This window comes from Nonomuraea zeae, from assembly GCF_005889725.1.
In the GTDB taxonomy this organism is placed as follows: domain Bacteria; phylum Actinomycetota; class Actinomycetes; order Streptosporangiales; family Streptosporangiaceae; genus Nonomuraea; species Nonomuraea zeae.
This window is the reverse complement of sequence record NZ_VCKX01000066.1, coordinates 1-24,295: the sequence shown is the minus strand read 5'-3', so window position 1 is coordinate 24,295 and position 24,295 is coordinate 1. Positions and strand designations below refer to the sequence as shown.

Below are 24,295 nucleotides of genomic sequence, written 5' to 3'. Positions count from 1 at the left end.
GGCGGGGACGGCCGGGATCGTGCGCTCTGGCGGGGTCAAATGCCACGCCCGCGCTGGTGGAGCAGGGAGAGCACGGCAGGCGCTGAGACCAGGCCCGCCGCCACCGCGAGCGCGATCGGCCCGCGCGGCTCGCGAGGGCGGGCCGCGAACGTGCGGGCGGCCCAGCGGGCGGCCTCGCGCCGGTGCCCGAGCGCCGCGTGGCTGAAGGCGAGCTGGCCGTAGACCCGCGCCGCGCCGCACGGATCCACGGCCAGTTCAGGGTGCCGGGCGAGCATCCAGTCGAGCCCGGCGATTCGGTCGGCCCAGCGGGCGGAGTAGTGGGACCCGCCCCACCGCACGCGCACCAGCGGCCGGTCGACGTGCACGATCGGCTGCCGCTTGGCGGCGCGCAGGGCCAGGTCCCAGTCCTCGTTCTGGCCGCCGGGCGCGCTCTCGTCGGCCCACAGCGCGCCGCGCGGGAACAGGAACGTCGAGGAGTGCACCATCACCATCCGCGAGCGGACCAGGTCGTCCACGGTCACGCGGGACGTACCGGCGAGCCTGGGGACGCGGCGGTCGCCGTACTCGACCTCGATGCCGCAACTGGCGAACTCGCCGCCGTCCTCCAGCGCCCGCGCCTGCGCGGTCAGCTTGCCCGGCAGCCAGACGTCGTCGTCGTCGCAGAAGGCGACGAGGTCGGTGTCGCAGGCCGCGATCCCGGTGTTCCGCGCGCCCGGCAGCCCGGGGCTGAGCGTGTTCGGCAGGACGCGTACGGAGTGAGAGCCCCCCACCACGGCGTCGGCCACCTGCTCGGCCACCACCGCCAGGGGCGCGCCGTCGGCGACGACGACCAGGCTGAGCTCGCCCGGGTAGTCCTGCGCCAGCACCGCCTCGACCGCCTCCCGGAGCCGGCGGGGCCGGTTCCCGCTGGTCGGGATCACCACACCGGCTGAACGAAATCCGGTCACGTCCGTACCCCCCGATAGCCGTACCTGGCCCTGAGCGGCCACGTGAGCGCGTTGACCACCCGGCGGTCACGCTCGGGCAGCCCTGACACCCATGAGTCGTCTCGCCGCAGCTCGACCCGCCCCACGTGGAACCGCATCGGGTTGCCGGAGGCCGTGTGGGCGGGCCCGAGCCAGGCGGTGCCGCCGTCGATGAACGGCAGCTCGTCCGCCTCCAGGCCGATCCCGCGGGCCAGCGCCGCCAGCGTGGCCTCGGGCGCGGCGAGCAGGTCCTCGTAGCGGACCCTGGTCACCCGGCCCCCGCGTCCCGGGAGCAGCTCCATGGCGGCGTTCTGGGCCGTCCAGTGCAGCGCTGTGCGGGCCGGCCCCCAGCGGGTCATGGGCAGCCCGTCCTCGGGCCGGCGTACTGTCCTGTTCCACGAGTGGGCGACGGCTCGCGGGTCTCTGACGACGTGGACGATCCGCACGTCCACCCCGCTCGCCAGCAGGCAGCAGGCCAGGGACGCGTGCTTGCTGGAGTCGATCACGACCGGCGCGCCCACGGCCTCGTACAGCAGCCGGTACGCCTGCGTGTAGGCGGCCAGGTCCCGATGTGCGATCCGCGGGATCCTGCGGGTGCGATCCACCCGCCGCCGCAGCCGCAGCACCCGCTCGGCCAGCGCCGGGGTCCAGCCGCCGAACGCGCGCTCCCCCACGTGCCGCCAGAACAGGCACTCGGGGAACGGCACCCCGCACCCGCAGAGCTCCCCGCCGAGCACGCCGCGCTCCCAGAGATGCACCACCTCGCCGAGCGCCACCACGCCGGGCAGCTCGCCCAGGAGCCTTTCCAGCAGCGTGGTGCCACTACGGCCGAGGCCGCCGAGATAGACGACACGGGTGGCGGGAGCACGGGTGATCAAAAGAGAAGGCCTTCGCGTCACGAACACGGAACGCGAAGACCCTAGCGCGGAGAGTAATCGGCGGGTCGGCTAACCCCAAAGGATCTACCTTCCTTGCCGCGGCTCAGGTGGCGTCGATGATCATGCCCGCGCCGACCGTGCTGTTCGTGGCCTCGTCCACCAGGATGAAGCCGCCGGTCTGCCGGTTACGGGCGTAGTCGTCGACGAACATCGGCTGCGTCACCCGCAGCGACACCCGCCCGATCTCGTTGAGGCTCAGCGACGTCGCCTCCTCGTCCCGGTGCAGGGTGTTGACGTCGAGCCGGTAGTGCAGGTCGCGCACCATGGCGCGAGCCGTACGGGTGGTGTGCTTGATCGTCAGCTTGGAGCGCGGCGCCAGCTTGGCGCCGTCGGCCATCCAGCAGACCATGGCCTCCAGCTCCTGCGCCACCTGCGGCTGGTTGTTGGGGCGGGCGATCATGTCGCCGCGCGAGATGTCGAGGTCGTCCTCGAAGCGCAGCGTCACCGACATGGGCGGGAACGCCTCCTCCACCGGCCCGTCGAACGTGTCGATCGAGGCGATGCGCGTGGTGAGGCCGGAGGGCAGGTGCACGACCTCGTCGCCGGGCTTGAGCACGCCGCCGGCCACCTGGCCCGCGTAGCCGCGGTAGTCGTGGAAGGCGTGGTCGGTGGCCCGCTGCGGGCGGATCACGTATTGGACGGGGAAGCGCACGTCGACCAGGTTGCGGTCGGAGGCGATGTGCACGTTCTCCAGGTGGTGCAGCAGCGAGGACCCGAGGTACCAGGGCATGTTCTCGGAGCGCGAGACCACGTTGTCGCCGTTGAGCGCGGAGATCGGGATGAAGGTCAGGTCGGTGACGTTCAGCTTGGACGCGAACGCCGTGAACTCCTCCCTGATCTCCTCGAACCGCTCCTGCGAGTAGCCGACCAGGTCCATCTTGTTGACGGCCAGCACCAGGTGCGGCACGCGCAGCAGCGTGGTCAGGAACGCGTGCCGGCGCGACTGCTCCAGCACGCCCTTGCGGGCGTCGATGAGGATGATCGCGAGGTCGGCCGTGGAGGCGCCGGTGACCATGTTCCGGGTGTACTGGATGTGGCCGGGCGTGTCGGCGATGATGAACTTGCGCTTCGGCGTGGCGAAATAGCGGTACGCCACGTCGATCGTGATCCCCTGCTCCCGCTCGGCCCGCAGGCCGTCGGTCAGCAGCGACAGGTCGGTGTATTCGGTGCCGCGGTCGCGCGAGGTGCGCTCGACCGCCTCGAGCTGGTCCTCGAAGATCGCCTTGGAGTCGAAGAGCAACCGTCCGATGAGGGTGGACTTGCCGTCGTCGACGCTTCCCGCAGTGGCAAAGCGAAGGATGTCCATCAGAAGCAGCCCTCGGAATAGACGTAGCCGGTCCGGAACGGACCGCGGCTGGTGCGGACGGTCGGCATTAGAAGTAGCCCTCTCTCTTCCGGTCCTCCATGGCCGCCTCGGACGCGCGGTCGTCGGCCCTGGTGGCCCCGCGCTCGGTGATCCGGGTGGCGGCGATCTCCTCGATGATCTCCTCGACCGTGGCGGCCTTGGACTGCACCGCGCCCGTGCAGGTCATGTCACCCACGGTGCGGTAGCGGACCACGCTCTCGAAGAGCGGCTCGTCGTCACCGCGCTGGACCACCTGGGAGTCGGGCAGCAGCATGCCGTCGCGCTCGAACACCTTGCGCGTGTGGGCGAAGTAGATGGAGGGGATCTCGATGCCCTCGCGCCTGATGTAGTCCCAGACGTCGAGCTCGGTCCAGTTGGACAGCGGGAAGACCCGGATGTGCTCACCCTTGCGGATGCGCGCGTTGTAGAGGTTCCACAGCTCGGGACGCTGGTTCTTCGGGTCCCACTGCCCGAAGTCGTCGCGGAAGGAGAACACCCGCTCCTTGGCCCTGGCCTTCTCCTCGTCGCGCCGCGCGCCGCCGAAGACCGCGTCGAACTCGTGCTCCTCGATCGCGTCGAGCAGCGTGGTCGTCTGCAGGCGGTTGCGCGAGGCGCGCCGCCCGGTCTCCTCGACGACCCGGCCCTGGTCGATGGACTCCTGCACGCTGGCCACGATCAGCCGCGCGCCGAGCTCGGTGGAGCGCCGGTCGCGGAAGTCGATGACCTCGTCGAAGTTGTGCCCGGTGTCGACGTGCATGAGCGGGAACGGGATCGGCGCGGGCCAGAACGCCTTCTCCGCGATGCGGAGCATGACGATCGAGTCCTTGCCCCCGGAGAAGAGCAGACATGGACGCTCGAACTCGGCCGCCACTTCGCGCATGATGTGGATGGCTTCGGCTTCGAGCACGTCGAGCTGCGACGTCGTGTAGTCGCGCTGGAGCATGGGAGCTTCCTCCGGCGTTAGCGGTGCAGGTCCCGAATCCCGGCGAGCAGGGATGTCGCCAGCTCCGGTAGGGAAACAAGGATATCGGGTAGCGAGGGGTCGGCTTGGTTGTAGGTCAGCTCGGAGCCGTCGATCCGGCTCGCGTGGGCCCCGGCGGCCAGGGCCACGGCGGCCGGCGCGGCGGAATCCCATTCGTACTGGCCTCCGGCGTGTACGTACGCCTCGACGTCACCGGTGAGCACCGCGGCGATCTTCGCGCCGGCCGAGCCGATGGGAACGAGGTCGGCGCCCACGAGGTAGGCGAGCTTCTGCACGAACTCGGGCGGCCTGCTGCGGCTCACGGCGATGCGGAACCTGCCCTTGTCGAAGGCGGGCAGCGTGGGCGGCTCGGCGGTGCTCAGCGTGCGGCCCTGGGCGGGCAGCGCCACGGCACCGGCGGCCAGCCGGCCGCGCTCCCACAGCGCCACGTGCACGGCCCAGTCGGACCTGCCCTCCGGCGTGCCGTCCACGGCCGCGTCCTGGCCCGCGCGGCGCTCGGAGAACTCGCGGGTGCCGTCGAGCGGGTCGACGATCCACACCCGGTCGGCGCTGAGCCTGCGCGGGTCGAGCCGCTCCTCGCGGGTGGCCTCCTCGGACAGGATGCTGTCACTGGGCCGCAACCTGCCCAGCGCCTCCATCAGGAAGACGTGGGAGGCACGGTCGCCCTCGTCCCGCAGCGCGCGGGAGTCGTCGAACCCCAGGCGCTCGCGGATGCGCAGCAGCCGCTCGCCGGCCTCGGTCGCCAGGTCGGCGGCGAGGGCGTGGTCGTCGCGAATCGTCATCAATATGCTCCTTGCCCCCGGGCGACGGCCGACCAAGTCTTCCACAGGATCTGGAGATCCAGAGTGAGGGACCAGTTCTCCACGTAACGCAGGTCGAGGCGCACGGATTCCTCCCACGATAGGTCAGATCTGCCACTGACCTGCCACAGCCCGGTCAGCCCGGGACGTACGAGGAGTCTTCTGCGCACGTCGTCACCGTAGCGTGCGACCTCCTCCGGCAGCGGCGGCCGGGGGCCCACGAGCGACATGTGGCCGCGTATCACGTTGATGAGCTGGGGCAGCTCGTCCAGTGAGTGGCGGCGCATCAGCATGCCGAGCGGGGTGACGCGTGGATCGTTCCTGATCTTGAACAGCAGCCCGTCGCGCTCGCTGACCAGGGTGATCTTCTGCTGCTCCGAGCCGCGCCGCATGGTGCGGAACTTCACGATCGTGAACAGCCGCCCGTCCCTGCCGACCCTCGTCTGCCTGAACAGGGCGGGCCCCGGGCTCGTCACGCGTACGGCGACCGCCAGCGCCGCCAGCACCGGCGAGAGAAGCACCAGCAGCAGGACGGCGACCAGCCGGTCGAAGACGTTCTTCACCAGCTGCCTGGCCCCGGCCAGCTCGGGGTGCTCCACGTGCAGCAGCGGCAGCCCGGCGACCGGCCTGATCATCGTGCGCGGGCCCGCCACGTCCATCAGGGCCGGGGCGACGACCAGCTCGGTGTGCGTGCGCTCCAGCCGCCAGGCCAGCCGGCGCAGCGCCTGCCCGTCCATCTCGGGGCAGGCCAGCACGGCCACGGTGTCGGCGCGGACCTGGTCGACCACGATCGGCACGTCGCTGAGGTCGCCGCCGACCGGCACCTCGGCCACGAGCTCCCCGGGCGTGCCGCCGGGCAGGCAGGCCGCCACGACGTCCATGCCGTGGTGGCGCTCCTTGCGGAAGAGCTGCACGAGCTCGGCGACCGAGGCGGCGTGGCCGACCGCGACCACCTTGCGCATGCAGTGTCCGGCCGCCCTGCGGCGGTGCAGCGAGCGGCGCAGGGCGTATCTGAGTATCAGGGTGAGCAGGGTGACCAGCGGCAGCGCGAGCACCACGTAGCCGCGCGCGACGTCGGTCTTGGTCACGTAGGAGCCGATGGCGGTGCCCGCGGTCAGCGACACGCCCGCCTGGACGACCCGGCGGAACTCCTCGGAGCCGACGCCGAGCATGCGCGGCTCGTAGGCCCGGCTGAGCGCCACCGCGCAGCACCACACCACCGGCAGCGCCAGGCTGACCAGCAGGTACGGCAGCACGTACGGGGTGAGCGCGCCGAACCTGACCAGGAACGCGGCACAGGCCCCGGCCCCCGCCCCGCACAAGTCGGCCAGCACGGCGCGCACGCGGTAGGAGCGGACCCAGGCGGGGGTGCGCGGGCTCACGCGCCAGGAGGCGGCCCAAGGGGCGGTCCAGGAGGCCGTGTCGCCGTATGTGACGACGGTGGTGAGCCCCTGACCGCGAGGTTGGCCGCGCACGCGTTGCCTCCAGGTGATCAGTCCGACGGACAGTCACAGATGGTAGCGGCGAGAACACGCGCGAACCGGCGAACGGCTCTATGCGGTGATCAGCGAGGAGGGCCGGAAATGTGGAGATCAGCCCGGTGAAATTCGTTCTGGGTGGTCTCCAGGTCGCGGGCCATCAGCGACTCCACGACGTCGGCCGCGCGGTCGACGAGGAAGGCCAGGTCCTTGCGCTCCATGGTGGCGAAGTCCTTGAGCACGAAGGAGGCGGCGTCCATGCGGCCGGGCGGACGCCCGATGCCGAAGCGGACCCGCAGGTAGTCGCGGGTGCCGAGGACCTTGGTGATGGACTTGAGCCCGTTGTGGCCGTTGTCGCCGCCGCCCAGCTTGGCGCGCAGCGCGCCGTAGGGCACGTCGAGCTCGTCGTGAACGACGATCAGCCGGTCCGGGCCGATCTTGTAGAAGTCGCAGAGCGCTTTGACCGGGCCGCCGGACAGGTTCATGTACGTCAGCGGCTTGGCCAGGATGGCGGCGCTCGTCTCGCACACCTCGGCCCGGCTCTTGTGGGCCTTGAAGCGCCCGCCGGCCCTGGCGGCCAGCTCGTCGAGCACCATGAAGCCCGCGTTGTGCCTGTTGCCCGCGTATTCGGGCCCCGGATTGCCCAGTCCGGCGATCAGCCAGCGGTCCATGCGCTCCCCTTGTAGCAGAACGGGGCGGCTCTCACCGGGCCGCCCCGTTCAGTGGAAAACTCGGTGCCCCGCCTTACTCGGCGGCGGCCTCGGCGCTCTCGCTCTCGGCGGCGGCCTCGGCGGCCTCGCCCTCGGCGGCAGCGGCGGCGGCGGCCTCTTCCTCCGTCGGCTCCTCGACCGGCTTGGAGATGACGTGGAGGACCACGACCTCCGGGTCGGCGATCAGCGTCGTGCCCTTGGGCAGCTTGAGGTCGGCGGCCGTGACCACGGTGCCGATCGTCAGGCCCTCGACGTCGACCTCGACGCCGGTCGGGATGTGGGTGGCCTCGGCCTCCACGGCGACGGAGACGAGCTGCTGGTCGAGCAGGCCCTCGGAGTTGACGTCGCCGACGGTGGTGACCGGGATCTCGACGGTGACCTTCTCGCCGCGCTTGACCAGGAGCAGGTCGACGTGCTCGACGAAGCCCTTGATCGGGTCGCGCTGGACGCCCTTGGGCAGGGCCAGCTCGTCCACGCCGTCACCGGCGAGGTGGATCAGGACGTTCGGCGTACGCAGCGCGAGCAGCACCTCGTGGCCGGGCAGGGTCAGGTGCTTGGGGTCGATGCCGTGCCCGTAGAGAACGGCGGGCACCTTGTCGGCGCGGCGGATCTTGCGAGCGGCGCCCTTGCCGAACTCGGTGCGGGGCTCGGCTGCGATACGTACTTCGGACACGACATCTCCTAGGGATGCTCAGAGTCGGGTTGTTGAGCGCTCCCCCTCACCCGCCCTAGCGGAAGGCGTTACGAGCGCAACCTGTTCAGTCTACTGCGTTGTTCGCCGGGCTCCGCCCGATGCGTTGGCCGCCCTCCGGCTCAGGTGTCGCCCTCGAACAGGCTCGTGACCGAGCCGTCGGTGAAGACCTCGGTGATGGCGCGGGCGATGAGCGGCGCGATCGACAGGACCGTCAGCTTGTCGAACCTGTTGGCCGGCGACAGGGGCAGCGTGTTGGTGACGATGACCTCGGAGATCCGGGAGTTCTTCAGCCGGTCGACCGCGGGATCGGAGAAGACCGCGTGGGTGGCGGCGGTGATCACGTTGGTCGCGCCCTGCTCGTAGAGGGCGTCGGCGGCCTTGCAGATCGTGCCGGCGGTGTCGATCATGTCGTCGATGAGCACGCAGGTGCGGCCGCGTACTTTACCGACGACCTCGTTGACCTTCACGGAGTTGGCCACGTCGAGGTCGCGCCGCTTGTGGATGAAGGCCAGCGGCGTGCCCAGCGTGTCGGCCCAGCGCTCCGACAGCCGCACGCGGCCGGTGTCGGGCGAGACGATGGTGGTGTTCTCCAGGTCGAGCTTGTTCTTGAGGTAGCTCTCCAGCACCGGCATGGCGAACAGGTGGTCGACGGGGCCGTCGAAGAAGCCCTGGATCTGCGAGGTGTGCAGGTCGATCGACATGAGCCGGTCGGCGCCCGCGGTCTTGAACATGTCGGCCATCAGCCTGGCCGTGATGGGCTCGCGACCGCGGCCCTTCTTGTCCTGGCGGGCGTAGCCGAAGAACGGCATGACCACGGTGATGCGCTTGGCGGAGGCCCGCTTCAGCGCGTCGACCATGATGAGCTGTTCCATGATCCACTTGTTGATGGGGCCGGTGTGGCTCTGGATCACGAACGCGTCGCAACCGCGGACGGACTCCAGGTAGCGGGCGTAGATCTCGCCGTTGGCGAAGTCGATCAGCTTGGTGGGGGTGAGGGAGACGCCGACGTGCTCGGCCACCTCCTCGGCCAGCTCCGGATAGGCCCGGCCGGAGAAGAGCATGAGGTTCTTCTCGCCCGGCTGCTTGATGCTGGTCACTGCTTGTTCTCCTGCTGCTCTTCGGCCAGCGCGCGTTCGGCGGCGGCGGCCGATTTCGTGCCCGCGCGCCTGCGCAAGACCCATTTCTCTATGTTGCGCTGTCGCGCTCTTGCCACCCCGATGGCGCCGGGGGGAACGTCTGCGTCGATCACGGAGCCGGCGGCCGTGTAGGCGCCGGCGCCGACCGTCACCGGGGCGACGAGCATGGTGTCGCATCCGACGAACGCGCCGTCGCGCACGGTGGAGCGATGCTTGTCGACCCCGTCGTAGTTCACGAACACCACGGCGGCGCCGATGTTGACGTCGTCGCCGATGGTGGCGTCGCCCGCGTAGGACAGGTGTGGCACCTTGGAGCGCTCGCCGACCTGGCTGTTCTTCATCTCGACGAACGTGCCGGCCTTGGACTTGCGCCCCAGCACGGTGCCCGGCCGCAGGTAGGCGTAGGGGCCGACGCTGGCCTCCGGGCCGATCTCGGCGCTGTCGCAGACGGCGTTGCGCACGATCGCGCCCTCGCCCACGCGGGTGTCGGTCAGCGTGGTGCCCGGGCCGATCTCGGCGCCGCTGTCGATGACGGTGCTGCCGTGCAGCTGGGTGCCGGGGTGGACGACGGCGTCCGGCCCGATCCGCACGCCCACGTCGATCCAGGTGCTGCCGGGGTCGATGATCGTGACGCCGCCGCGCATGTGCTCTTCGAGCAGGCGGCCGTTGAGCACCTTGCGGGCGGCGGCGAGCTGCACGCGGTCGTTGACGCCCTCGACCTCGACGTGGTCGCCGGCCACGCAGACGCCGACCCGGTGGCCGTCGCCGCGCAGGATCCCCAGCACGTCGGTGAGGTATTCCTCGCCCTGGGCGTTGGCGGTGGACAGGCGCTTGACCGCGTCGGCCAGCAGGAGGCCGTCGAAGGCGTAGATGCCGGAGTTCATCTCCTTGATGGCGCGCTGCTCGGCGCTGGCGTCCTTCTCCTCGACGATCTCCAGCACGGCGCCGGCCTCGTCGCGGATGATCCGCCCGTAGCCGGTCGGGTCGGGCACTTCGGCCGTCAGCACGGTGACCGCGTTGCCGTCGGCCGCGTGCCGTTCGAGCAGCGCGGCGAGGGTCTGGGTGCGCAGGAGCGGCACGTCGCCATAGGTGACCAGGACCGTGCCGGAGATCGGGCCGACCTCTTCGAGCACGGTGCGCACGGCGTGTCCGGTGCCGCGCTGCTCATGCTGGACGACGGCCCGCGCGTCGGGGCTGGTGGCGGCCAGATGGCCGCCGACCCGCTCCAGCGCGTGGCCTATGACGACGATGAGCTGCTCGGGACCGAGGTCGCGGGCAGAGGCGAGCATGTGGTCGACGAGCGCACGACCGCACAGCTCGTGCAGGACTTTCGGGGTCTGGCTCTTCATCCGGGTGCCCTCGCCGGCGGCGAGGACGATGACGGCTGCCGGGCGCGGCACACTCACGGACTGAGGCTCCCTGTGGCTGGGACGGATCAGGGCGACTGGTACGGCTACCGCACCGCCACCCTCCCGACACCGTGAGGATACCTGGCCCCACCCCGAACATTCTGCCCGGGGCACGCCTCAAGCTCCCGGAAGAGGACTCGAACCCCTACAAAGTGGACCAAAACCACTTGTCCTGCCGATTAGACGATCCGGGACGGGTCGAACACGTGGTGTCCGACACACTCCTACGATACCGAGCCCGCACCCTGGCGCGCGCCCGTAATTACACCCCACATCCCACTCCTTGGTGAAGTTCCCTGGTCGAAGGGGGTGTGCCGTGCCTCAGTCCGTATAACAGACCACCCGAAAAGTGGCAAGGCACGAACCCCACCCACCTGCGGCGGCAGAGCGTCACCTTCCCCACATTCACGGCTTAGGTCTTCCTTACTTACGCTTGCGTAGGTTACGGTTGCGTAGCTCGGACATTCGATCTGATACATGCCGTTGGAGGTAGCCCATGACCGTTCTCTCCGAACGAGCGACACCTGCCCCGAAGCCCGACTTCGAGCCCGAACCCAAATCCAGGGCGGAGCTCATCACTTTCGGACTCGTCGTCGGCCTGCCCTTGGTCGCGATCGCGGCAGCGGTGCCGTTCGCCTGGGGATGGGGGCTGGGCTGGACCGACATCGCGATCGCATTCGTCTTCTACGTGGTCTCCGGCCTGGGCGTCACCGTCGGGCTGCACCGCTACTTCACGCACGGCTCGTTCAAGGCCAAGCGCCCGCTGAAGATCGCCATGGGCATCGCGGGCAGCCTCTCCCTGGAGATGTCCGTGCTGGACTGGGTGGCCACGCACCGCAAGCACCACAAGTTCTCCGACAAGGAGGGCGACCCGCACTCGCCGTGGCGCTTCGGCCCCGGCTTCAAGTCCATGTCCAAGGGCCTGCTGTACGCCCACATGGGCTGGCTGTTCGAGAGCGAGCGCACCAACAGGGAGAAGTACGCTCCCGACCTGTGCAAGGACGAGGACATCATCAAGCTGCACAAGTGGTTCCCCGCGATCGCCCTCACCTCGATCCTGCTCCCCGGCGTGCTCGGCCTGCTGCTCACCTGGTCCTGGCAGGGCGCGCTGACCGCGCTGTTCTGGGGCTCGCTGGTCCGCATCGGCCTGCTGCACCACGTGACCTGGTCAATCAACTCCATCTGTCACGTCTTCGGCGACGAGGCCTTCGAGGTGCGCGACAAGTCCCGCAACGTGTGGTGGCTGGCCATCCCGTCCTTCGGCGAGTCGTGGCACAACCTGCACCACTCCGACCCCACCTGCGCCAGGCACGGCGCGCTGAAGGGTCAGATCGACCTGAGCGCCGGCCTCATCCGCATCTTCGAGAAGCTGGGCTGGGTCCACGACGTGCGCTGGCCGACGCCGGAGCGCCTGGCGGCGAAGCGCATTGCGTGACCCTGTCACAGATCAGCCGATGAACGGTCATTCATCCGTGGCCGTCATTATGGAAACCGTGACCGAACCCCGAGCTCGCAGGCGTATGTCCGGTAGCGAGCGAAGAGAGCAGCTGATCAGCATCAGCCGCACCCTCTTCGCGGAGAAGGGGTTCGACGGGACCTCTATCGAAGAAATCGCAGCTACCGCACAGGTGTCGAAACCCGTGGTATACGAACATTTCGGTGGTAAAGAGGGCGTCTACGCGGTCGTGGTGGACCGCGAGATGCAGAAGCTGCTCAGCATGATCACCGAAGCTCTCTCCGCCACGCACTCCCTGATCAAGCTGGAGCGCGCCGCGCTGGCGCTGCTGCAGTACATCGAGGAGAGCAGCGAGGGCTTCCGCATCCTGGTGCGCGACTCGCACGCCGCCTCGGGCACGGGCACGTTCGCGAGCCTGATCAGCGAGATCGCCAGCCAGGTCGAGGACGTGCTGGCCGACGAGTTCGTCTCGCGCGGCTACGACCCCAAGCTCGCGCCGATGTACGCGCAGATGCTCGTCGGCATGGTGGCGCTGACCGGGCAGTGGTGGCTGGACGTGCGCAAGCCCGGCCGCGAGGAGGTCGCGGCCCACCTGGTCAACCTGGCATGGAACGGCCTGACCGGGCTCAACCCCAACCCCGAGATCACCGCCGCGACCCGCACCCAATCGGCGATCGCCAAGCCGCGCACCAGCGAGAAGGAGCAGCGGGACCTGGAGAAGGCCCGCGAGAAGGAGCTCAAGGAGGCCGAGAAGGTCCGTCAGCGCGAGCTGAAGGAGGCCGAGAAGGCCAGGGTCCGCGAGCTGAAGGAGCGCGAGCGGCTGCTGAAGGAGGCGGAGAAGGCCCGCGAGCGGGAAGAGAAGATCCGCCAGCGGGAGGCGCGTCTGGCCGAGCGCGCCGCCCGGCTCGAACAGGCCGACCATCCGGAGTGACGTCCGCGCTCGAAAAGGCCGATCATCCCGAGTGGCGTCCGCGCTCGAACGAGGTCGGTTGTCGCGGGTGACGCCCGCCTGAACGGGTCGGCCGTCCCGGGTGATGTCCCTTCAGAGCTGGGCAGACCTTGAATGTGAGTCGTTGCGGCTACGTTAACGTTCTGTTCAACCAAACGGGGCAATATACGCGATATGTCCGCGGAACCGTTCCACCCAGCAAATGATCTACCCCTGCCACAGGAGCGGTTCCTCAACCGTGAGGAGAGCTGGCTCCAATTCAACGAGCGGGTTCTGGAGCTTGCCGAGGACCCCTCTCTCCCGCTGCTGGAGCGGGTGCGCTTTCTGGCCATCTTCGCGAGCAACCTGGATGAGTTCTTCCGCGTACGCGTGGCCGGGCTCAAGCGGCGCATGGCGACGGGCCTGCTGCTGCGGACCAAGAGCGGGCTGAAGCCCCGCGAGGAGCTGGCCAGGATCGCGACGATCGCGAACGAGCTGGCCAGACGGCACGCCGCGGCCTTCCACCAGCACATCTGCCCGCAGCTCGCGAGCGAGGGCATCGAGATCGCCCGGTGGGACGACCTGGGCCGCGAGGAGCGCACGGAGCTGCGCAAGCTGTTCAGGGAGCGCATCAGGCCGGTGCTGACGCCCCTGGCCGTGGACCCCGCCCACCCGTTTCCCTACATTTCCGGGCTGAGCCTGAACCTGGCGGTTCTGGTGCGGAATCCGGCGACCGATCACACGGTTTTCGCCCGGGTCAAAGTTCCTTCGCAGTTGCCGAGATTCGTACCGGCGTCCAAAGAGCGATTCGTCCCGCTGGAAGATGTCATCGCGGCACATCTGGGGCAGCTCTTCAAGGGCATGGAGATCGTCCAGCACCACGTCTTCCGCGTCACCAGGAACGAGGACCTCGACGTCGACGAGGACGTCACGGAGAACCTCATGCAGGCCCTGGAGAAGGAGCTGCTGAAGCGGCGCTTCGGCCCGCCGGTCCGGCTGGAGGTCGAGGACACGATCACGCCCGAGGTGCTGGCCCCGCTCGTGGAGGAGCTGGAGCTGGCGCCCCACGAGATCTACCGCCTGCCCGGGCCGCTCGACCTGTCGGGCCTGGGCGCCATCGCCGACCTGGATCGGGGCGAGCTCAGCTATCGCCCGTTCGTGCCGGCGGAGGTGATCAACGCCGAGGACGACATCTTCGCCATCCTGCGCGAGCGCGACGTGCTGCTGCACCACCCGTACGACTCGTTCGCCACCAGCGTGCAGCGCTTCATCGAGGCGGCCGCGGCCGACCCGAGGGTCCTGGCGATCAAGCAGACCCTCTACCGGACCAGCGGCGACTCCCCCATCGTGGACTTCCTGATCGACGCGGCCGAGGCGGGCAAGCAGGTCGTGGTCGTCGTGGAGATCAAGGCCCGTTTCGACGAGCACGCGAACATCTCCTGGGCCCGCAAGCTCGAACGCGCCGGATGCCACGTCGTCTACGGCGTGGTCGGCCTGAAGACCCACTGCAAGCTGGCCCTCGTGGTGCGCCAGGAGCCATCGGGCGAGCTGCGCCGCTACTGCCACATCGGCACCGGCAACTACAACCCCAAGACCGCCCGGCAGTACGAGGACTTCGGCCTGCTCACGGCGGACCCGCTGGTCGGCGAGGACGTCACCGACCTGTTCATCCACCTGACCGGATACTCCAACCACTCCGCCTACCGCCGGCTGCTCGTCGCCCCGCACTCGATGCGCAGCGGGCTGCTGGCCAGGATCGAGCGGGAGATCGCGCACCAGCAGGCCGGCCGCCCCGCGCGGATCAGGATCAAGACGAACTCGCTGGTGGACGAGCCGATCATCGACGCACTCTACCGAGCGTCCAGGGCGGGCGTCCCGGTGGACCTGTGGGTGCGCGGAATCTGCATCCTCCGCCCAGGAATCCCAGATTTGTCCGAAAATATCCGCGTAAGGTCGGTCTTGGGGCGCTTTCTTGAGCACTCCAGGGTGTACGAGTTCGGCCTGGGCCGCCGGCCCGAGGTGTGGATCGGCAGCGCCGACCTGATGCGCAGGAACCTGGACCGCCGCGTCGAGGCCCTGGTCAAGGTGACCGCGCAGCAGCACAAGGCCTATCTCATCGAGCTGATGGACCTGGCCATGGCCGAGACCACGAACGCGTGGTGGCTGAACTCCGATGGCACGTGGGCCCGCCACCCGGGCGAGGACCTGCAGAGCCATCTCATCGGCACCCGCCGCTGGAGGACCGTTGATGACTGACCTGCTCCGCGCCGCCGGAGCCGTGGTCTGGAGGGGCGTGGCGAGCCACCCGGAAGTGGCCGTCATCCACCGCCCCGCGTACGACGACTGGACCTTTCCCAAGGGGAAGCTGAAGTCCGGCGAGCACGTGATCGCCGCCGCGCTGCGCGAGGTCGGCGAGGAGACCGGCCTGGAGGTCCTGCTCGGCCGCGCGCTGCCGCCCACCCACTACCTCAGCGGGGGGCGGCTCAAGCGGGTCGACTACTGGACGGCCCGCGTGCTCGCCGACGCCGGGTTCACGCCCAACGACGAGGTGGACGAGCTGCGCTGGCTGCCGGTGGACGAGGCGCGGCGGCTGCTGACGTACGAGTGGGACGCGGGGATGCTGCGCGCGCTCGGGGCCGCGCCGCTGGAGACCGTGCCGCTGATCCTCGTCCGGCACGGCGCGGCCGGCTCCAGAAGCGAGTGGCCGCACGCCGACGCGCTGCGCCCGCTCGACGTCGTCGGGGCCGCCCAGGCCGCGAGCCTGGCCACCGCGCTGCCCGCCTACCGGCCCGAGGTGCTGGTGAGCTCGCCCAGTGCCCGATGCGTCCAGACTCTGGAGCCGTACGGGGGCGAGATCAGGATCGAGCCGCTGCTCAGCGAGGAGAGCCAGGATCCACACAAGACTCCCGCGCTGGTCAGGGACCTCACCCTGCCCACCGCCGTGTGCAGTCACGGCAAGGTGCTGCCCGGCCTGATCGAGGCGCTCAGCGGCAAGGAGGTGCACCTGCGCAAGGGCGCGTTCGCCGTCCTGCACCGAGCCGGCGACCGGGTGATCAGCGTCGAGCGCTACGCGACCTGATCTGGCCGGTTCACCAGGTGACGGGCAGCTGCGCGAACCCTTCGGTGATCCTTCCCTCGCTGCGCGGCAGCTCTTCTGTCGGTACGGCCAGCCGCAGATCGGGCAGCCGCCGGAACAGCCTGCTGAACACGGCCTCCAGCTCGACCCTGGCCAGGCTGGCTCCGACGCAGAAGCGCGGGCCGTACCCGAAGCCGAGATGGGGGTTCGTCTGCGGACGGCGGATGTCGAACACATCCGGATCCGGATAGATCCGCTCGTCCCGGTTGGCCGCAGGCGTCGTGATCACCACGGCATCGCCCCTGCGGATCGTGATGTCGCCGTACTCGATGTCCTCGTGGGCGTACCTGGGCAGGCCGTGCAGGCTCGGCGCGGCCGTGCGCAGGATCTCCTCGACCGCGTTCTTCGCCAGCCCGGGATCGGCCTTGAGCAGGTCGAGCTGCTCCGGGTTGGCCAGCAGGAGCAGCACGCCGTAGTCGATGCGGTTGACCGTGGTCTCGTGGCCGGCGAACAGCAGGCCGCCCGCGAGCTGCGAGATCGTCCCGTCGTCGTCCAGCTCGTCCACCAGGTCGGACAGCACGTCCTCGCCCGGCTCGTGCCGCTTGCGCTCGATCAGGCCCGCCATGTACGCGCCCATCTCCTCGCGCGCGGCCAGGCCCTTCTCCTCGTCGAGCAGGTCGCCCATGCGGGCGGAGACGCCACTGAAGTACTCCCTGTCCTCGTACGGCACGCCGAGCAGCCGGCAGATGACCAGCACGGGCAGCGGGAACGACAGCTCGGCGTGCAGGTCCGCCGGCGGGGAGAGGCCGGCGAGCCGCTCCAGCAGCTCATCGACGAGGGCGCCGACGTCGTCGCCGAGCGCCTTCATCCGGCGGGCCGAGAAGGACGGTGTGAACAGCTTGCGCATCCGATCGTGCTCGGCCTTCTCCGTGGCCGCCTCGCCCTGCGGGCCGCCGAGCAGGGCCGAGGCCGACACGCGGGCGGCTTTGTCCGGCTCCGGGTGCGAGCGGCCGAGCCGGCTGTCGTTGAACAGTGCACGCGCGTCCTCGTAGCCGCTGACCAGCCAGACCTCGTCGCCCATCCGGGTGCGTACCCTCGCGATGCCCTCCTTGGCCCGCAGGTCCCGGTACGCCGTGGGCACCTCCAGCGGGTTGCCGCGTTCGAAGGGTATGACCGGTCTGCTCATAGCACCTTCCTCACTGCCTCGACCGTCTTCGCCCAGACGCCGGGGAACTCGTCGTGCGCCCGCTCGGCGGCGTTGCGCTCGATCCCGATGAGCAGCCCGTACGTGAAGGTGTCCTCGCCGGCCTGCCTGGCGCTCTCGGCCTCCTTCGCCAGCGTCTCCTGGGCGACCACTCCGTCCTGGTGCGCTCCCAGTATCTCCTGGATGCCCTCGGCCAGCTTGGCCAGCTTCGCCATGTTCTTGCCGAGGGTGGGCTGGAGCGCTTCGGCGGTGTAACGAGCGCGTTTGGCCGCCTTGCGCACGTCGTGCATGGCGATCTCGCGGCGTTCCGGCTCCTCGACGGCCTGTGCGGTGTCGTACGCCTTGGTGACCCGGTCCCAGTTGGCCGCCGCGATGGCGCTGAGCCGCTCTTCGGCCGGCTTGGCCGCCGCCTTGCCCAGGTTCGGGGCCGCCACGAGGGCGTCGAGGGAGTTCAAGAGGGTGTAGTAGCGATCGCCGCTCAACGCGTCCTTGATGCGCTCGTACGCCTCCTCCTCCCGTTTGTGCAGATCCGTACCGAGCCTGACCTGGATGGGACCCGTGACCAGCTCAGGGGCCAGCCCGGCGAGCTCCCGCCCGAACCTGGCCCTGATCACCTCCAGGTCCCTGGCCTCGCCGAGCACCGCCCCGAGCCACTGCAGCTCCTCCTGGAGCGAGCCGGTGCCGGTGACGACGGTCTTGAACGCCTTCAGCGCGCTGCGCAGCCTGCGGGAGGCCACCCGCATCTGGTGCACGGCGTCGTCCTCCGCCCTGCGCACCCGCGGGTCCTGCGAAAGGAGGGCTGCGACCTGGCTCGCCAGGTAATCGATGACGGTCTCTCCGGCCGTGCCCGGTTTCGTGGGGGCCTTGGGGAGCGGAGCGGGTTCGAGCAGTTTCGCGAGCTTGCTCGTGGCCTCCGACGGGGTGGCGCCCGCTTTCCTGAGCCGCTTGCCGACCTTGGCCAGCAGCGCCTGGTCGCCGCCGTCGAGCAGCTCCGCCTCGACCTCGCGCCACCGTACGATCCTGACGTCCTCGCCGTAGACGGTGCCCTTGACGCGGTCGTCGGCGATCTCGACCAGCCCGGTCTCGCCGTCACGCAGGACCGTGACGTTCCTGCGGGTCTCAAGCTCGGCCACCACCTTCAGCTCTGCGCCGCGGGTGTAGGCACGGACGAGTTCGGCCAGCTCCGCGGGCACGATCTTGGTGCTGCGCGTGAGCGGGTGCGTGATCTCCTGGCGTACGCCCTTGGCCTTGGGCAGCTTCAGATGCCAGCCGGCGTCGGAGCCTCCGCGTCTTCGCCTGAGCGTCACGCCCCGGGCGGCCAGCCGCAGGTCAGGCGTGTCGAAGTAGAGCGCGACGAGCTGATAGCCCTTCGGGCCCACGACGTCTGCCAGGCCGCTCAGGTCCGGGACCACGTACTCCGGAGAAACGTCGAACTTGTCCTCGATCTCGATGCCCACTGCACCTCGCAAGAGTCCGATTTCGGACAATCATGCCACCGCAGGGTGAACATCACACGGGTTGCAGGAGTTCGATTCTGTTGCCCACCGGGTCTGAGATGTAGATCCGCCGGTATCCGGGGAAGAGGTCGTCGGCCTGCGCGCCGGGGATTTTGGCGGCGTACGCGTCGAGGTCGTCCACCAGGAACGCGGGGTGCGCCTTGCGTGCCGGCCTGAAGTCGTCCTCGATGCCGAGGTGGACCTCCACGCCCTCGCCCCTGAACCAGGCGCCGCCGCGTTTGGCCAGCTCCGGCGGCTTGAGCACCTCCCGCAGCCCCAGGACGCCCTCGTAGAACTCCTTTAACAGCGGCTCGCTGCCCTTGGGCGCGGCGAGCTGCACGTGATGAAGCGCTCTGATCATCCTCTACCTCACTTCTGGGCCACCACGAAGATCCTTCTGAACGGGAAGGGCGTGCCGTAGCTCCGGGCCGGATACGCCTCGGCCAGCGGCTTGGCGAGATCCTGCGTGAACTTCCGCTGCTCGTCGGGCTGGAGCCGGTCGAAGATCGGGCGCAGGGCGGTGCCGGAGACCCAGTCGAGCACCGGGTTCTCCCCCTGGAGCACGTGCACGTAGGTCGTCTCCCACGCGTCCACCTGGGCGCCGCCGTCGTTGAGCAGGTCGAGGTATTCGGCGGGGTCGCCGACCGGCTCGGTCCTGACCACGTCGCCGAGCCGGTCGGACCAGGTGCGGGAGGCGCACAGCTCGCGGATCGCGACGTGGCTGGGGGCCTGGAAGTTGCCCGGCACCTGGAAGGCCAGCCAGCCGCCCGGCGCCAGCTCCTCGACCCAGTGCTCCAGCACGTCGCGGTGCGCCGGAACCCACTGCAGGACGGCGTTCGAGATGATCACGTCCATGGGCCGGTCAGGACGCCAGGTGGCCACGTCGGCGACCGCGAACCTGGCCGCCGTGTCCAGCCGGCGGGCCTTCGTGATCATCGCCGGTGAGGAGTCGAACCCCTCCACCGTCGCGTCCGGCCAGCGATTGCCCAGCTCAACGGTGAGTTCGCCGCTGCCGCAACCCGCGTCCACGACATAATCGGGATTGACCGCCCCCACCCTGGAGATCAGCTCGATGAACGGCCGCGACCGTTCGTCCGCGTAGACCGCGTAGGTCACCGGGTCCCAGATATCTCTTGACATAGAGATAATTGATATCGAGAGAGATATCTCGATGTCAAGACAGTACACTCTTGTGTCATGACCGAGGATGCTAGAGACGAGGTCGACCGTCTCGTCGCGGCTTGGCGCTCGGAACGTCCCGACCTCGACGTCGAGCCGCTCCAGGTGCTCTCTAGGGTGTCACGACTGGCCAAGCATCTCGACCGTGCCAGGCGGGCGGCGTTCGCCGAGCACGATCTGGAGCCCTGGGAGTTCGACGTGCTGACGGCACTGCGGCGGGCCGGGAAGCCGTACGAGCTGAGCCCTGGGGCGCTGCTGCGGGCCACGCTGGTCACGTCGGGGACCATGACCAACCGCATCGACCGCCTCGCCGCGGCCGGCCTCGTCCGCCGCCGGCCCGACCCCGAGGACCGGCGGGGGGTTCTGGTGTCGCTCACGGACCCGGGCCTGGCCCGGGTGGACGCGGCCTTCGCGGATCTGCTGCGGCGCGAGCACGACCTGCTCTCCAGCTTGGGCCCCGCCGATCAGCGCTCCCTCGCCGCCCTCCTCCGCACCCTCCTGGAGCCCTTCGACTCTCCCCTTTAGCTCACCCGGTTTAGCTCACCCGGGCGGGCAGGCTCGTCGGCGGCAGGCGCCCCGCCGTCGAGGCGGGGCCGGCTTGTCGCGGTAGGCCCGACTTCTCATGGCGGGTTTTACTCCTCGCGGCGGGACCAGCCAGTCACGATGGCTCATCTTCTGCCGTGACCTGGCTCCTCCCCATGGCCTGGCTCCTCACCGTGACCTGGCTCCTCACCATGGCCTGGCTCCTCGCCCGGATCTGGCTTTTCCGGCAGGCGCGTGAAAATGGCCGATCCGCCGACACTGGTCTGGGTGCCGGCGGATCAAGCCCGAGAATGGGGCGGCTGAGGGCTCAGTCGCCCAGGCGGTCGGCTGTTTCGAGCCACTCGGCTTCGATCGCGTCCTTCTGGGCGGAGATCTCGCGGAGCTGGGCGTCGAGCGAGCCCAGCTTGGCGTAGTCGCTGGCCGCCTCAGCCATGGCGGCGTGGAGGCGGGTCTCCTGGTCGCTCAGCTTGTCGAGCTGACGCTCGAGGCGGTTGAGCTCCTTGCGGAGCTCGCGCTCCTCCTTGGCCGACAGCCCGCTGAGCTTGTCCTGGCCGGCGACGGACGAGCCCGGGGCGGAGCCCTGGGACGCCGTCCCCTCGGTGGCATCCCCACCGGATGCGGCGCCGCCCGGGCGGGTCGCGGTGGTCGTGGTGGTGGCCCCGTTGCCCAGGCGAGCGGTCAGAGCCGTGCCGGCCGCACGCCGTTCGAGGTATTCGTCCACCCCGCCGGGCAGCAGCGCCAGCTTGCCGTCCCCCAGCAGCGCCACGCACCGATCGGTCACCCGCTCCAGGAAGTAGCGGTCGTGGCTCACCAGGATGAGCGTGCCGGGCCAGCCGTCCAGCAGGTCTTCGAGCTCGTTGAGCGTCTCGATGTCGAGGTCGTTCGTGGGCTCGTCGAGCAGCAGGACGTTGGGGTCGTCCATGAGCAGCCTGAGCAGCTGCAGCCGCCGCCGCTCGCCGCCGGACAGGTCGCCGATGACCTTCCACTGCGCGTCGCCCTTGAAGCCCAGGCGTTCGAGCAGCTGGGAGGCCGTCCATTCGCGCTTGCCGAGCTGGAGGTATTTGCGGATCTCCTCGACCGACTCCAGCACCCGCCGCGTCGGGTCGAGCTCGGTCAGCTCCTGTGACAGGTGCGCGAGGCGTACCGTCTTGCCCTTGACCACGCGCCCCGAGTCGGGCTTGACCGTGTCGGCGAGCAGCCGCAGCACGGACGACTTGCCGGACCCGTTGACCCCGATCAGCCCGATCCGGTCGCCCGGGCCGAACTGCCACGTGAGGTGATCGAGCACCAGCGGCCCGCTGCCCGGCCCGCCGGCGTGCAGGGTGACGTCGTCGAGGTCGTAGACGGTCTTGCCGAGCCTGGCCGTGGCGAACTTCATCAGCTCGACGCTCTCGCGCGGCGGCGGCTCGTTCGCGATCAGCGCCTGGGCGGCGTCGATGCGGAACTTGGGCTTGGAGGTGCGAGCCGGCGGCCCGCGCCGCAGCCAGGCGATCTCCTTGCGCATGAGGTTCTGGCGGCGCTCTTCCGCGGCCTGGGCGATGCGCGCCCGCTCCGCCTTGGCGAGCACGTAGGCGGCATATCCGCCTTCATAGCGCTCCACCCGCCCGTCCACGACTTCCCATGTACGCGTGGAGACGGCGTCGAGGAACCACCTGTCGTGCGTCACGACCACCAGCGCGCTCTTCCGGCCGGCCAGGTGCCCGGCCAGCCACGCGATGGCCTCGATGTCGAGGTGGTTCGTGGGCTCGTCCAGCATGAGCAGGTCGTGGTCGTCGATGAGCAGCTGCGCCAGGGCCGTACGCCTGCGCTCCCCACCGGACAGGGCGGTGGACTTGGCGGCGAGGTCGAGGTCGCCGATCAGGTTGGCGAGGATCTCGCGGACTCGCTGATCGCCCGCCCACTCATGCTCGGCCAGCTCGCCCAGCACGATCTCGCCCACGGTGGCGCCCGGGTCGAGCGTGTCCTGCTGGGACAGGAACCCGACTCGTAGCCCGCGGTTGTGGGTGACCCGGCCGCTGTCAGGCCGGACATCTCCCGCTATGACGGACATCAGGGTTGTTTTACCGCCCCCGTTGCGTCCGACAACGCCGATGCGCTCCCCGGCCTCTACGCCTAGTGAGACGTCGCTGAGGAGGGGCTTGGGCCCATAAGCATGGGAAACCGACTCAAGATTGACCAGATTCATGGCCTACTCAGGGTATCGGCTTCCGCCCCACCTCCCGCCCGCTCACCGGACCCCTGACCGCCTGCACACCTCAGCCGGCCCAGCCAACCGGCGCGTGGGACCGCTTCTTGGGTTTCTGGAGATCCTGAGGGTTGTGGGGTACCAACGCCCCTGGAGCGGCTCATGCAGCTCCGGGCTCGTCGGGGGCTCGTGGCCTTATTACCTAGCCTCGCCAGCTCCTGACCTACTGAGCCTCGCGAGCTCTTGGGGCTCGCAAGCTCCAAAGGGCTCAGGCTCCAGGGGCTTATGACGCTCTTGGGGTTCTTGCGACTTGCGGAGCCCTTGGGGCGATGGAGCTCCAGGGTAGTAAGACCCGTAGGACTCGCGGGCTCGCGGGACTCCTGGACTCCCGGACTCCTGGGGCGGAGAGGATAAGAGTCAGGGGTTGGGCGTGCCGGGTCTGCGGGATCGTCAGATGAGGGTGGCGCCCTGGACGGGGCCGTAGGCGGCGACGGCCGTGTGGGCGGCGCCAGTGGTGGTCAGGCTGAGCGCCAGGTCACGAGCATGCGTAGCATCGATGGCCAGGAAGGCGCAGGTAGGGCCCGAGCCGGAGACGATCGCGCCCAGGGCGCCATGCTGGTGGCCGGAATCGAGGGTGGGCGCGAGCTCAGGCCGGAGGTTGAGCGCGGCGGCCTGGAGGTCGTTGCTCAGGTGTGCGCCGAGGGCGTAGGCGTCGCCGGTGCCCAGGGCCTCCATGAGCGAATCGTTCAGCTTGGGCCAGGGCACATCGGTCGCAGCGGCTTCGCGGAGGCGATCGCATTCGGCATAGACGCTGGCTGTGGAGAGGCCGCCGTTGGCCAGCGCGAACACCCAGTGGAACGTGCCGCCCGTGGGCAGCTCGCTCAACTGCTCACCCCGGCCGGTGCCGACCGCCGTACCGCCGAGCAGCGAGAACGGGACGTCGCTGCCGAGGTCTCCGGCGATCTCCATGAGGTCTTCGAAGGGCAGCCCGAGCCCCCACAGCTCGTTGCAGGCAACCAGCGCGCCGGCGGCGTCGGCGCTGCCGCCCGCCATCCCGCCCGCCACGGGGATGTCCTTCTGGATGATCAGGTCGGCGCCGTAGGTCCGCCCGGCGTGCTTGGCGAGCGCGCGAGCAGCCCGGATCGCCAGGTTGCTGTCGTCGAGGGGCACCTGGTCGGACCATTTGCCGTTGACCACGACGGTGATCGACTCGGACTCCTTCGCCACCACCTCATCGAAGATCGACACAGCGTGGAAAACGTTGACCAGGTCGTGGTAGCCATCTTCCCGGAGCGGGCCGACAGAAAGCTGCACGTTGACCTTCGCGGGCACACGTACGGTCACCGAACTCATCGATCTTCTGCCACTCTCATCACTTGCCGGGGTCAAGGACACTCGATGTTATCGGGGCCCGCTCCCCTGACATGCGGTTCTTGAAATAAGACTCTGGGGACGGCCCCGCCACAACACGCAGAGTCAGGTTAGGGGATGTCTGCACCGTTCCTGGGCGGTAACAAAGAGTGGTCAGGATTGGTGAGGTTTCTTGGTTTCCATCGGGTTCGGTGGCGATGGTCCGGTCGCAGGGTGGTGATGGCCCGATCGCAGGGTGGTGATGGCCCGATCGCGACGGCGACGGCCAGGTCACGGAAAGGGCGGGCCAGGTCGAGGAAAGGGCGGGCCCAGATCGTGGCGATGCCAGTCAGGCTCCTGAAGCGGTGACGGCCACCTGCACGACCACCTCCGCGCCGCCCCGCTCGATGCGCCCCACCAC

General features: G+C 69.4%; 21 protein-coding genes and 1 tRNA gene. 5 read left to right on the top strand and 17 right to left on the bottom strand.

The window, feature by feature from the left end:
• Positions 1–35: 35 nt before the first annotated feature.
• From ETD85_RS22070 to ETD85_RS22020, 11 genes are all read right to left on the bottom strand, one after another.
• On the bottom strand, positions 36–947 hold the full coding sequence (locus tag ETD85_RS22070) for a glycosyltransferase family 2 protein (RefSeq protein WP_138691654.1): 912 nt from the start codon (positions 945–947) through the stop codon (positions 36–38).
• A complete protein-coding gene (locus ETD85_RS22065; RefSeq protein ID WP_138691680.1) occupies positions 944–1,840 on the bottom strand; it encodes a sulfotransferase family protein in 897 nt (298 codons plus the stop codon). The genes ETD85_RS22070 and ETD85_RS22065 overlap by 4 nt, the downstream gene beginning before the upstream one ends.
• A gap of 106 nt (positions 1,841–1,946) precedes the next feature.
• Entirely contained in the window at positions 1,947–3,209 is a 1,263-nt protein-coding gene (gene cysN / locus ETD85_RS22060) for a sulfate adenylyltransferase subunit CysN (RefSeq protein WP_138691653.1), read from the bottom strand.
• Between the two features lie 67 nt (positions 3,210–3,276).
• Positions 3,277–4,191 (bottom strand): sulfate adenylyltransferase subunit CysD, encoded by a 915-nt coding sequence (gene cysD / locus ETD85_RS22055; RefSeq protein WP_138691652.1) that lies wholly within the window; start codon positions 4,189–4,191, stop codon positions 3,277–3,279.
• A gap of 17 nt (positions 4,192–4,208) precedes the next feature.
• Positions 4,209–5,012: a 3'(2'),5'-bisphosphate nucleotidase CysQ gene (locus ETD85_RS22050; protein WP_206058452.1), complete on the bottom strand. Its 804-nt coding sequence runs from the start codon at positions 5,010–5,012 to the stop codon at positions 4,209–4,211.
• The gene (locus ETD85_RS22045) at positions 5,012–6,412 is read right to left on the bottom strand and encodes a sugar transferase (protein ID WP_138691679.1); all 1,401 of its coding nucleotides are present in this window, start codon (positions 6,410–6,412) and stop codon (positions 5,012–5,014) included. Before ETD85_RS22045 ends, ETD85_RS22050 begins: the two co-directional genes overlap by 1 nt.
• A 182-nt stretch (positions 6,413–6,594) precedes the next feature.
• A complete protein-coding gene (pth, locus tag ETD85_RS22040; RefSeq protein ID WP_138691650.1) occupies positions 6,595–7,179 on the bottom strand; it encodes an aminoacyl-tRNA hydrolase in 585 nt (194 codons plus the stop codon).
• Between the two features lie 73 nt (positions 7,180–7,252).
• The gene (locus ETD85_RS22035) at positions 7,253–7,891 is read right to left on the bottom strand and encodes a 50S ribosomal protein L25/general stress protein Ctc (protein WP_138691649.1); all 639 of its coding nucleotides are present in this window, start codon (positions 7,889–7,891) and stop codon (positions 7,253–7,255) included.
• Between the two features lie 140 nt (positions 7,892–8,031).
• On the bottom strand, positions 8,032–9,009 hold the full coding sequence (locus ETD85_RS22030) for a ribose-phosphate diphosphokinase (RefSeq protein WP_138691648.1): 978 nt from the start codon (positions 9,007–9,009) through the stop codon (positions 8,032–8,034).
• Positions 9,006–10,454, bottom strand: a complete 1,449-nt coding sequence (glmU, locus tag ETD85_RS22025) for a bifunctional UDP-N-acetylglucosamine diphosphorylase/glucosamine-1-phosphate N-acetyltransferase GlmU (RefSeq protein ID WP_138691647.1) — start codon at positions 10,452–10,454, stop codon at positions 9,006–9,008. The genes ETD85_RS22030 and glmU overlap by 4 nt, the downstream gene beginning before the upstream one ends.
• 125 nt (positions 10,455–10,579) lie before the next feature.
• Positions 10,580–10,651 (bottom strand) — tRNA-Gln (locus tag ETD85_RS22020).
• A gap of 302 nt (positions 10,652–10,953) precedes the next feature.
• Between ETD85_RS22020 and ETD85_RS22015 the strand changes: the two genes are divergently transcribed.
• The 4 genes from ETD85_RS22015 (at position 10,954) to ETD85_RS22000 (ending at position 15,920) form a co-directional block, all read left to right on the top strand.
• The gene (locus ETD85_RS22015) at positions 10,954–11,892 is read left to right on the top strand and encodes an acyl-CoA desaturase (protein ID WP_138691646.1); all 939 of its coding nucleotides are present in this window, start codon (positions 10,954–10,956) and stop codon (positions 11,890–11,892) included.
• A gap of 19 nt (positions 11,893–11,911) precedes the next feature.
• Positions 11,912–12,844 carry a TetR/AcrR family transcriptional regulator gene (locus tag ETD85_RS22010; RefSeq protein ID WP_338087166.1) on the top strand — a complete coding sequence of 311 codons (933 nt, stop codon included), beginning with the start codon at positions 11,912–11,914 and terminating at the stop codon, positions 12,842–12,844.
• A gap of 192 nt (positions 12,845–13,036) precedes the next feature.
• Positions 13,037–15,097 carry an RNA degradosome polyphosphate kinase gene (locus ETD85_RS22005; protein ID WP_138691645.1) on the top strand — a complete coding sequence of 687 codons (2,061 nt, stop codon included), beginning with the start codon at positions 13,037–13,039 and terminating at the stop codon, positions 15,095–15,097.
• Complete coding sequence (locus ETD85_RS22000; protein WP_240779296.1) at positions 15,090–15,920, top strand: NUDIX hydrolase; 831 nt, start codon at positions 15,090–15,092, stop codon at positions 15,918–15,920. The genes ETD85_RS22005 and ETD85_RS22000 overlap by 8 nt, the downstream gene beginning before the upstream one ends.
• A 10-nt stretch (positions 15,921–15,930) precedes the next feature.
• Here ETD85_RS22000 and ETD85_RS21995 read toward each other — a convergent pair whose 3' ends face one another.
• The 4 genes from ETD85_RS21995 to ETD85_RS21980 are packed head-to-tail and all read right to left on the bottom strand — an operon-like array spanning position 15,931 to position 19,757.
• Positions 15,931–17,103 (bottom strand): cytochrome P450, encoded by a 1,173-nt coding sequence (locus ETD85_RS21995; RefSeq protein ID WP_138691644.1) that lies wholly within the window; start codon positions 17,101–17,103, stop codon positions 15,931–15,933.
• Positions 17,100–18,578 carry a CYTH and CHAD domain-containing protein gene (locus ETD85_RS21990; protein WP_138691643.1) on the bottom strand — a complete coding sequence of 493 codons (1,479 nt, stop codon included), beginning with the start codon at positions 18,576–18,578 and terminating at the stop codon, positions 17,100–17,102. Before ETD85_RS21990 ends, ETD85_RS21995 begins: the two co-directional genes overlap by 4 nt.
• Before the next feature lie 52 nt (positions 18,579–18,630).
• Positions 18,631–18,978, bottom strand: coding sequence for a VOC family protein (locus ETD85_RS21985; RefSeq protein WP_138691642.1), 348 nt, complete (start codon positions 18,976–18,978; stop codon positions 18,631–18,633).
• A gap of 8 nt (positions 18,979–18,986) precedes the next feature.
• Positions 18,987–19,757 (bottom strand): trans-aconitate 2-methyltransferase, encoded by a 771-nt coding sequence (locus tag ETD85_RS21980; RefSeq protein WP_240779295.1) that lies wholly within the window; start codon positions 19,755–19,757, stop codon positions 18,987–18,989.
• A 57-nt stretch (positions 19,758–19,814) separates the two neighbouring features.
• On the opposite strand from ETD85_RS21980, the gene ETD85_RS21975 reads away from it, so the two are divergent.
• Complete coding sequence (locus ETD85_RS21975; protein ID WP_138691641.1) at positions 19,815–20,321, top strand: MarR family winged helix-turn-helix transcriptional regulator; 507 nt, start codon at positions 19,815–19,817, stop codon at positions 20,319–20,321.
• Positions 20,322–20,646: 325 nt separating this feature from the next.
• Here the strand turns inward: ETD85_RS21975 and ETD85_RS21970 are convergent, their stop codons facing one another.
• Together ETD85_RS21970 and ETD85_RS21965 are read right to left on the bottom strand one after the other, a co-directional pair.
• Positions 20,647–22,524 carry an ABC-F family ATP-binding cassette domain-containing protein gene (locus ETD85_RS21970; protein ID WP_138691640.1) on the bottom strand — a complete coding sequence of 626 codons (1,878 nt, stop codon included), beginning with the start codon at positions 22,522–22,524 and terminating at the stop codon, positions 20,647–20,649.
• Positions 22,525–22,974: 450 nt separating this feature from the next.
• The gene (locus ETD85_RS21965; RefSeq protein WP_138691675.1) at positions 22,975–23,877 is read right to left on the bottom strand and encodes a 4-(cytidine 5'-diphospho)-2-C-methyl-D-erythritol kinase; all 903 of its coding nucleotides are present in this window, start codon (positions 23,875–23,877) and stop codon (positions 22,975–22,977) included.
• Positions 23,878–24,295 lie beyond the last annotated feature (418 nt).

Coding starts and splice junctions, on each gene's coding strand:
- cysN (WP_138691653.1), bottom strand. CDS start 3,209: ATGGACATCCTTCGCTTTGCCACTGCGGGAAGCGTCGACGACGGCAAG.
- cysD (WP_138691652.1), bottom strand. CDS start 4,191: ATGCTCCAGCGCGACTACACGACGTCGCAGCTCGACGTGCTCGAAGCC.
- ETD85_RS22050 (WP_206058452.1), bottom strand. CDS start 5,012: ATGACGATTCGCGACGACCACGCCCTCGCCGCCGACCTGGCGACCGAG.
- pth (WP_138691650.1), bottom strand. CDS start 7,179: ATGGACCGCTGGCTGATCGCCGGACTGGGCAATCCGGGGCCCGAATAC.
- ETD85_RS22015 (WP_138691646.1), top strand. CDS start 10,954: ATGACCGTTCTCTCCGAACGAGCGACACCTGCCCCGAAGCCCGACTTC.
- ETD85_RS22010 (WP_338087166.1), top strand. CDS start 11,912: ATGAACGGTCATTCATCCGTGGCCGTCATTATGGAAACCGTGACCGAA.
- ETD85_RS22005 (WP_138691645.1), top strand. CDS start 13,037: ATGTCCGCGGAACCGTTCCACCCAGCAAATGATCTACCCCTGCCACAG.
- ETD85_RS22000 (WP_240779296.1), top strand. CDS start 15,090: ATGACTGACCTGCTCCGCGCCGCCGGAGCCGTGGTCTGGAGGGGCGTG.
- ETD85_RS21995 (WP_138691644.1), bottom strand. CDS start 17,103: ATGAGCAGACCGGTCATACCCTTCGAACGCGGCAACCCGCTGGAGGTG.
- ETD85_RS21985 (WP_138691642.1), bottom strand. CDS start 18,978: ATGATCAGAGCGCTTCATCACGTGCAGCTCGCCGCGCCCAAGGGCAGC.
- ETD85_RS21980 (WP_240779295.1), bottom strand. CDS start 19,757: ATGTCAAGAGATATCTGGGACCCGGTGACCTACGCGGTCTACGCGGAC.
- ETD85_RS21975 (WP_138691641.1), top strand. CDS start 19,815: ATGACCGAGGATGCTAGAGACGAGGTCGACCGTCTCGTCGCGGCTTGG.
- ETD85_RS21970 (WP_138691640.1), bottom strand. CDS start 22,524: ATGAATCTGGTCAATCTTGAGTCGGTTTCCCATGCTTATGGGCCCAAG.
- ETD85_RS21965 (WP_138691675.1), bottom strand. CDS start 23,877: ATGAGTTCGGTGACCGTACGTGTGCCCGCGAAGGTCAACGTGCAGCTT.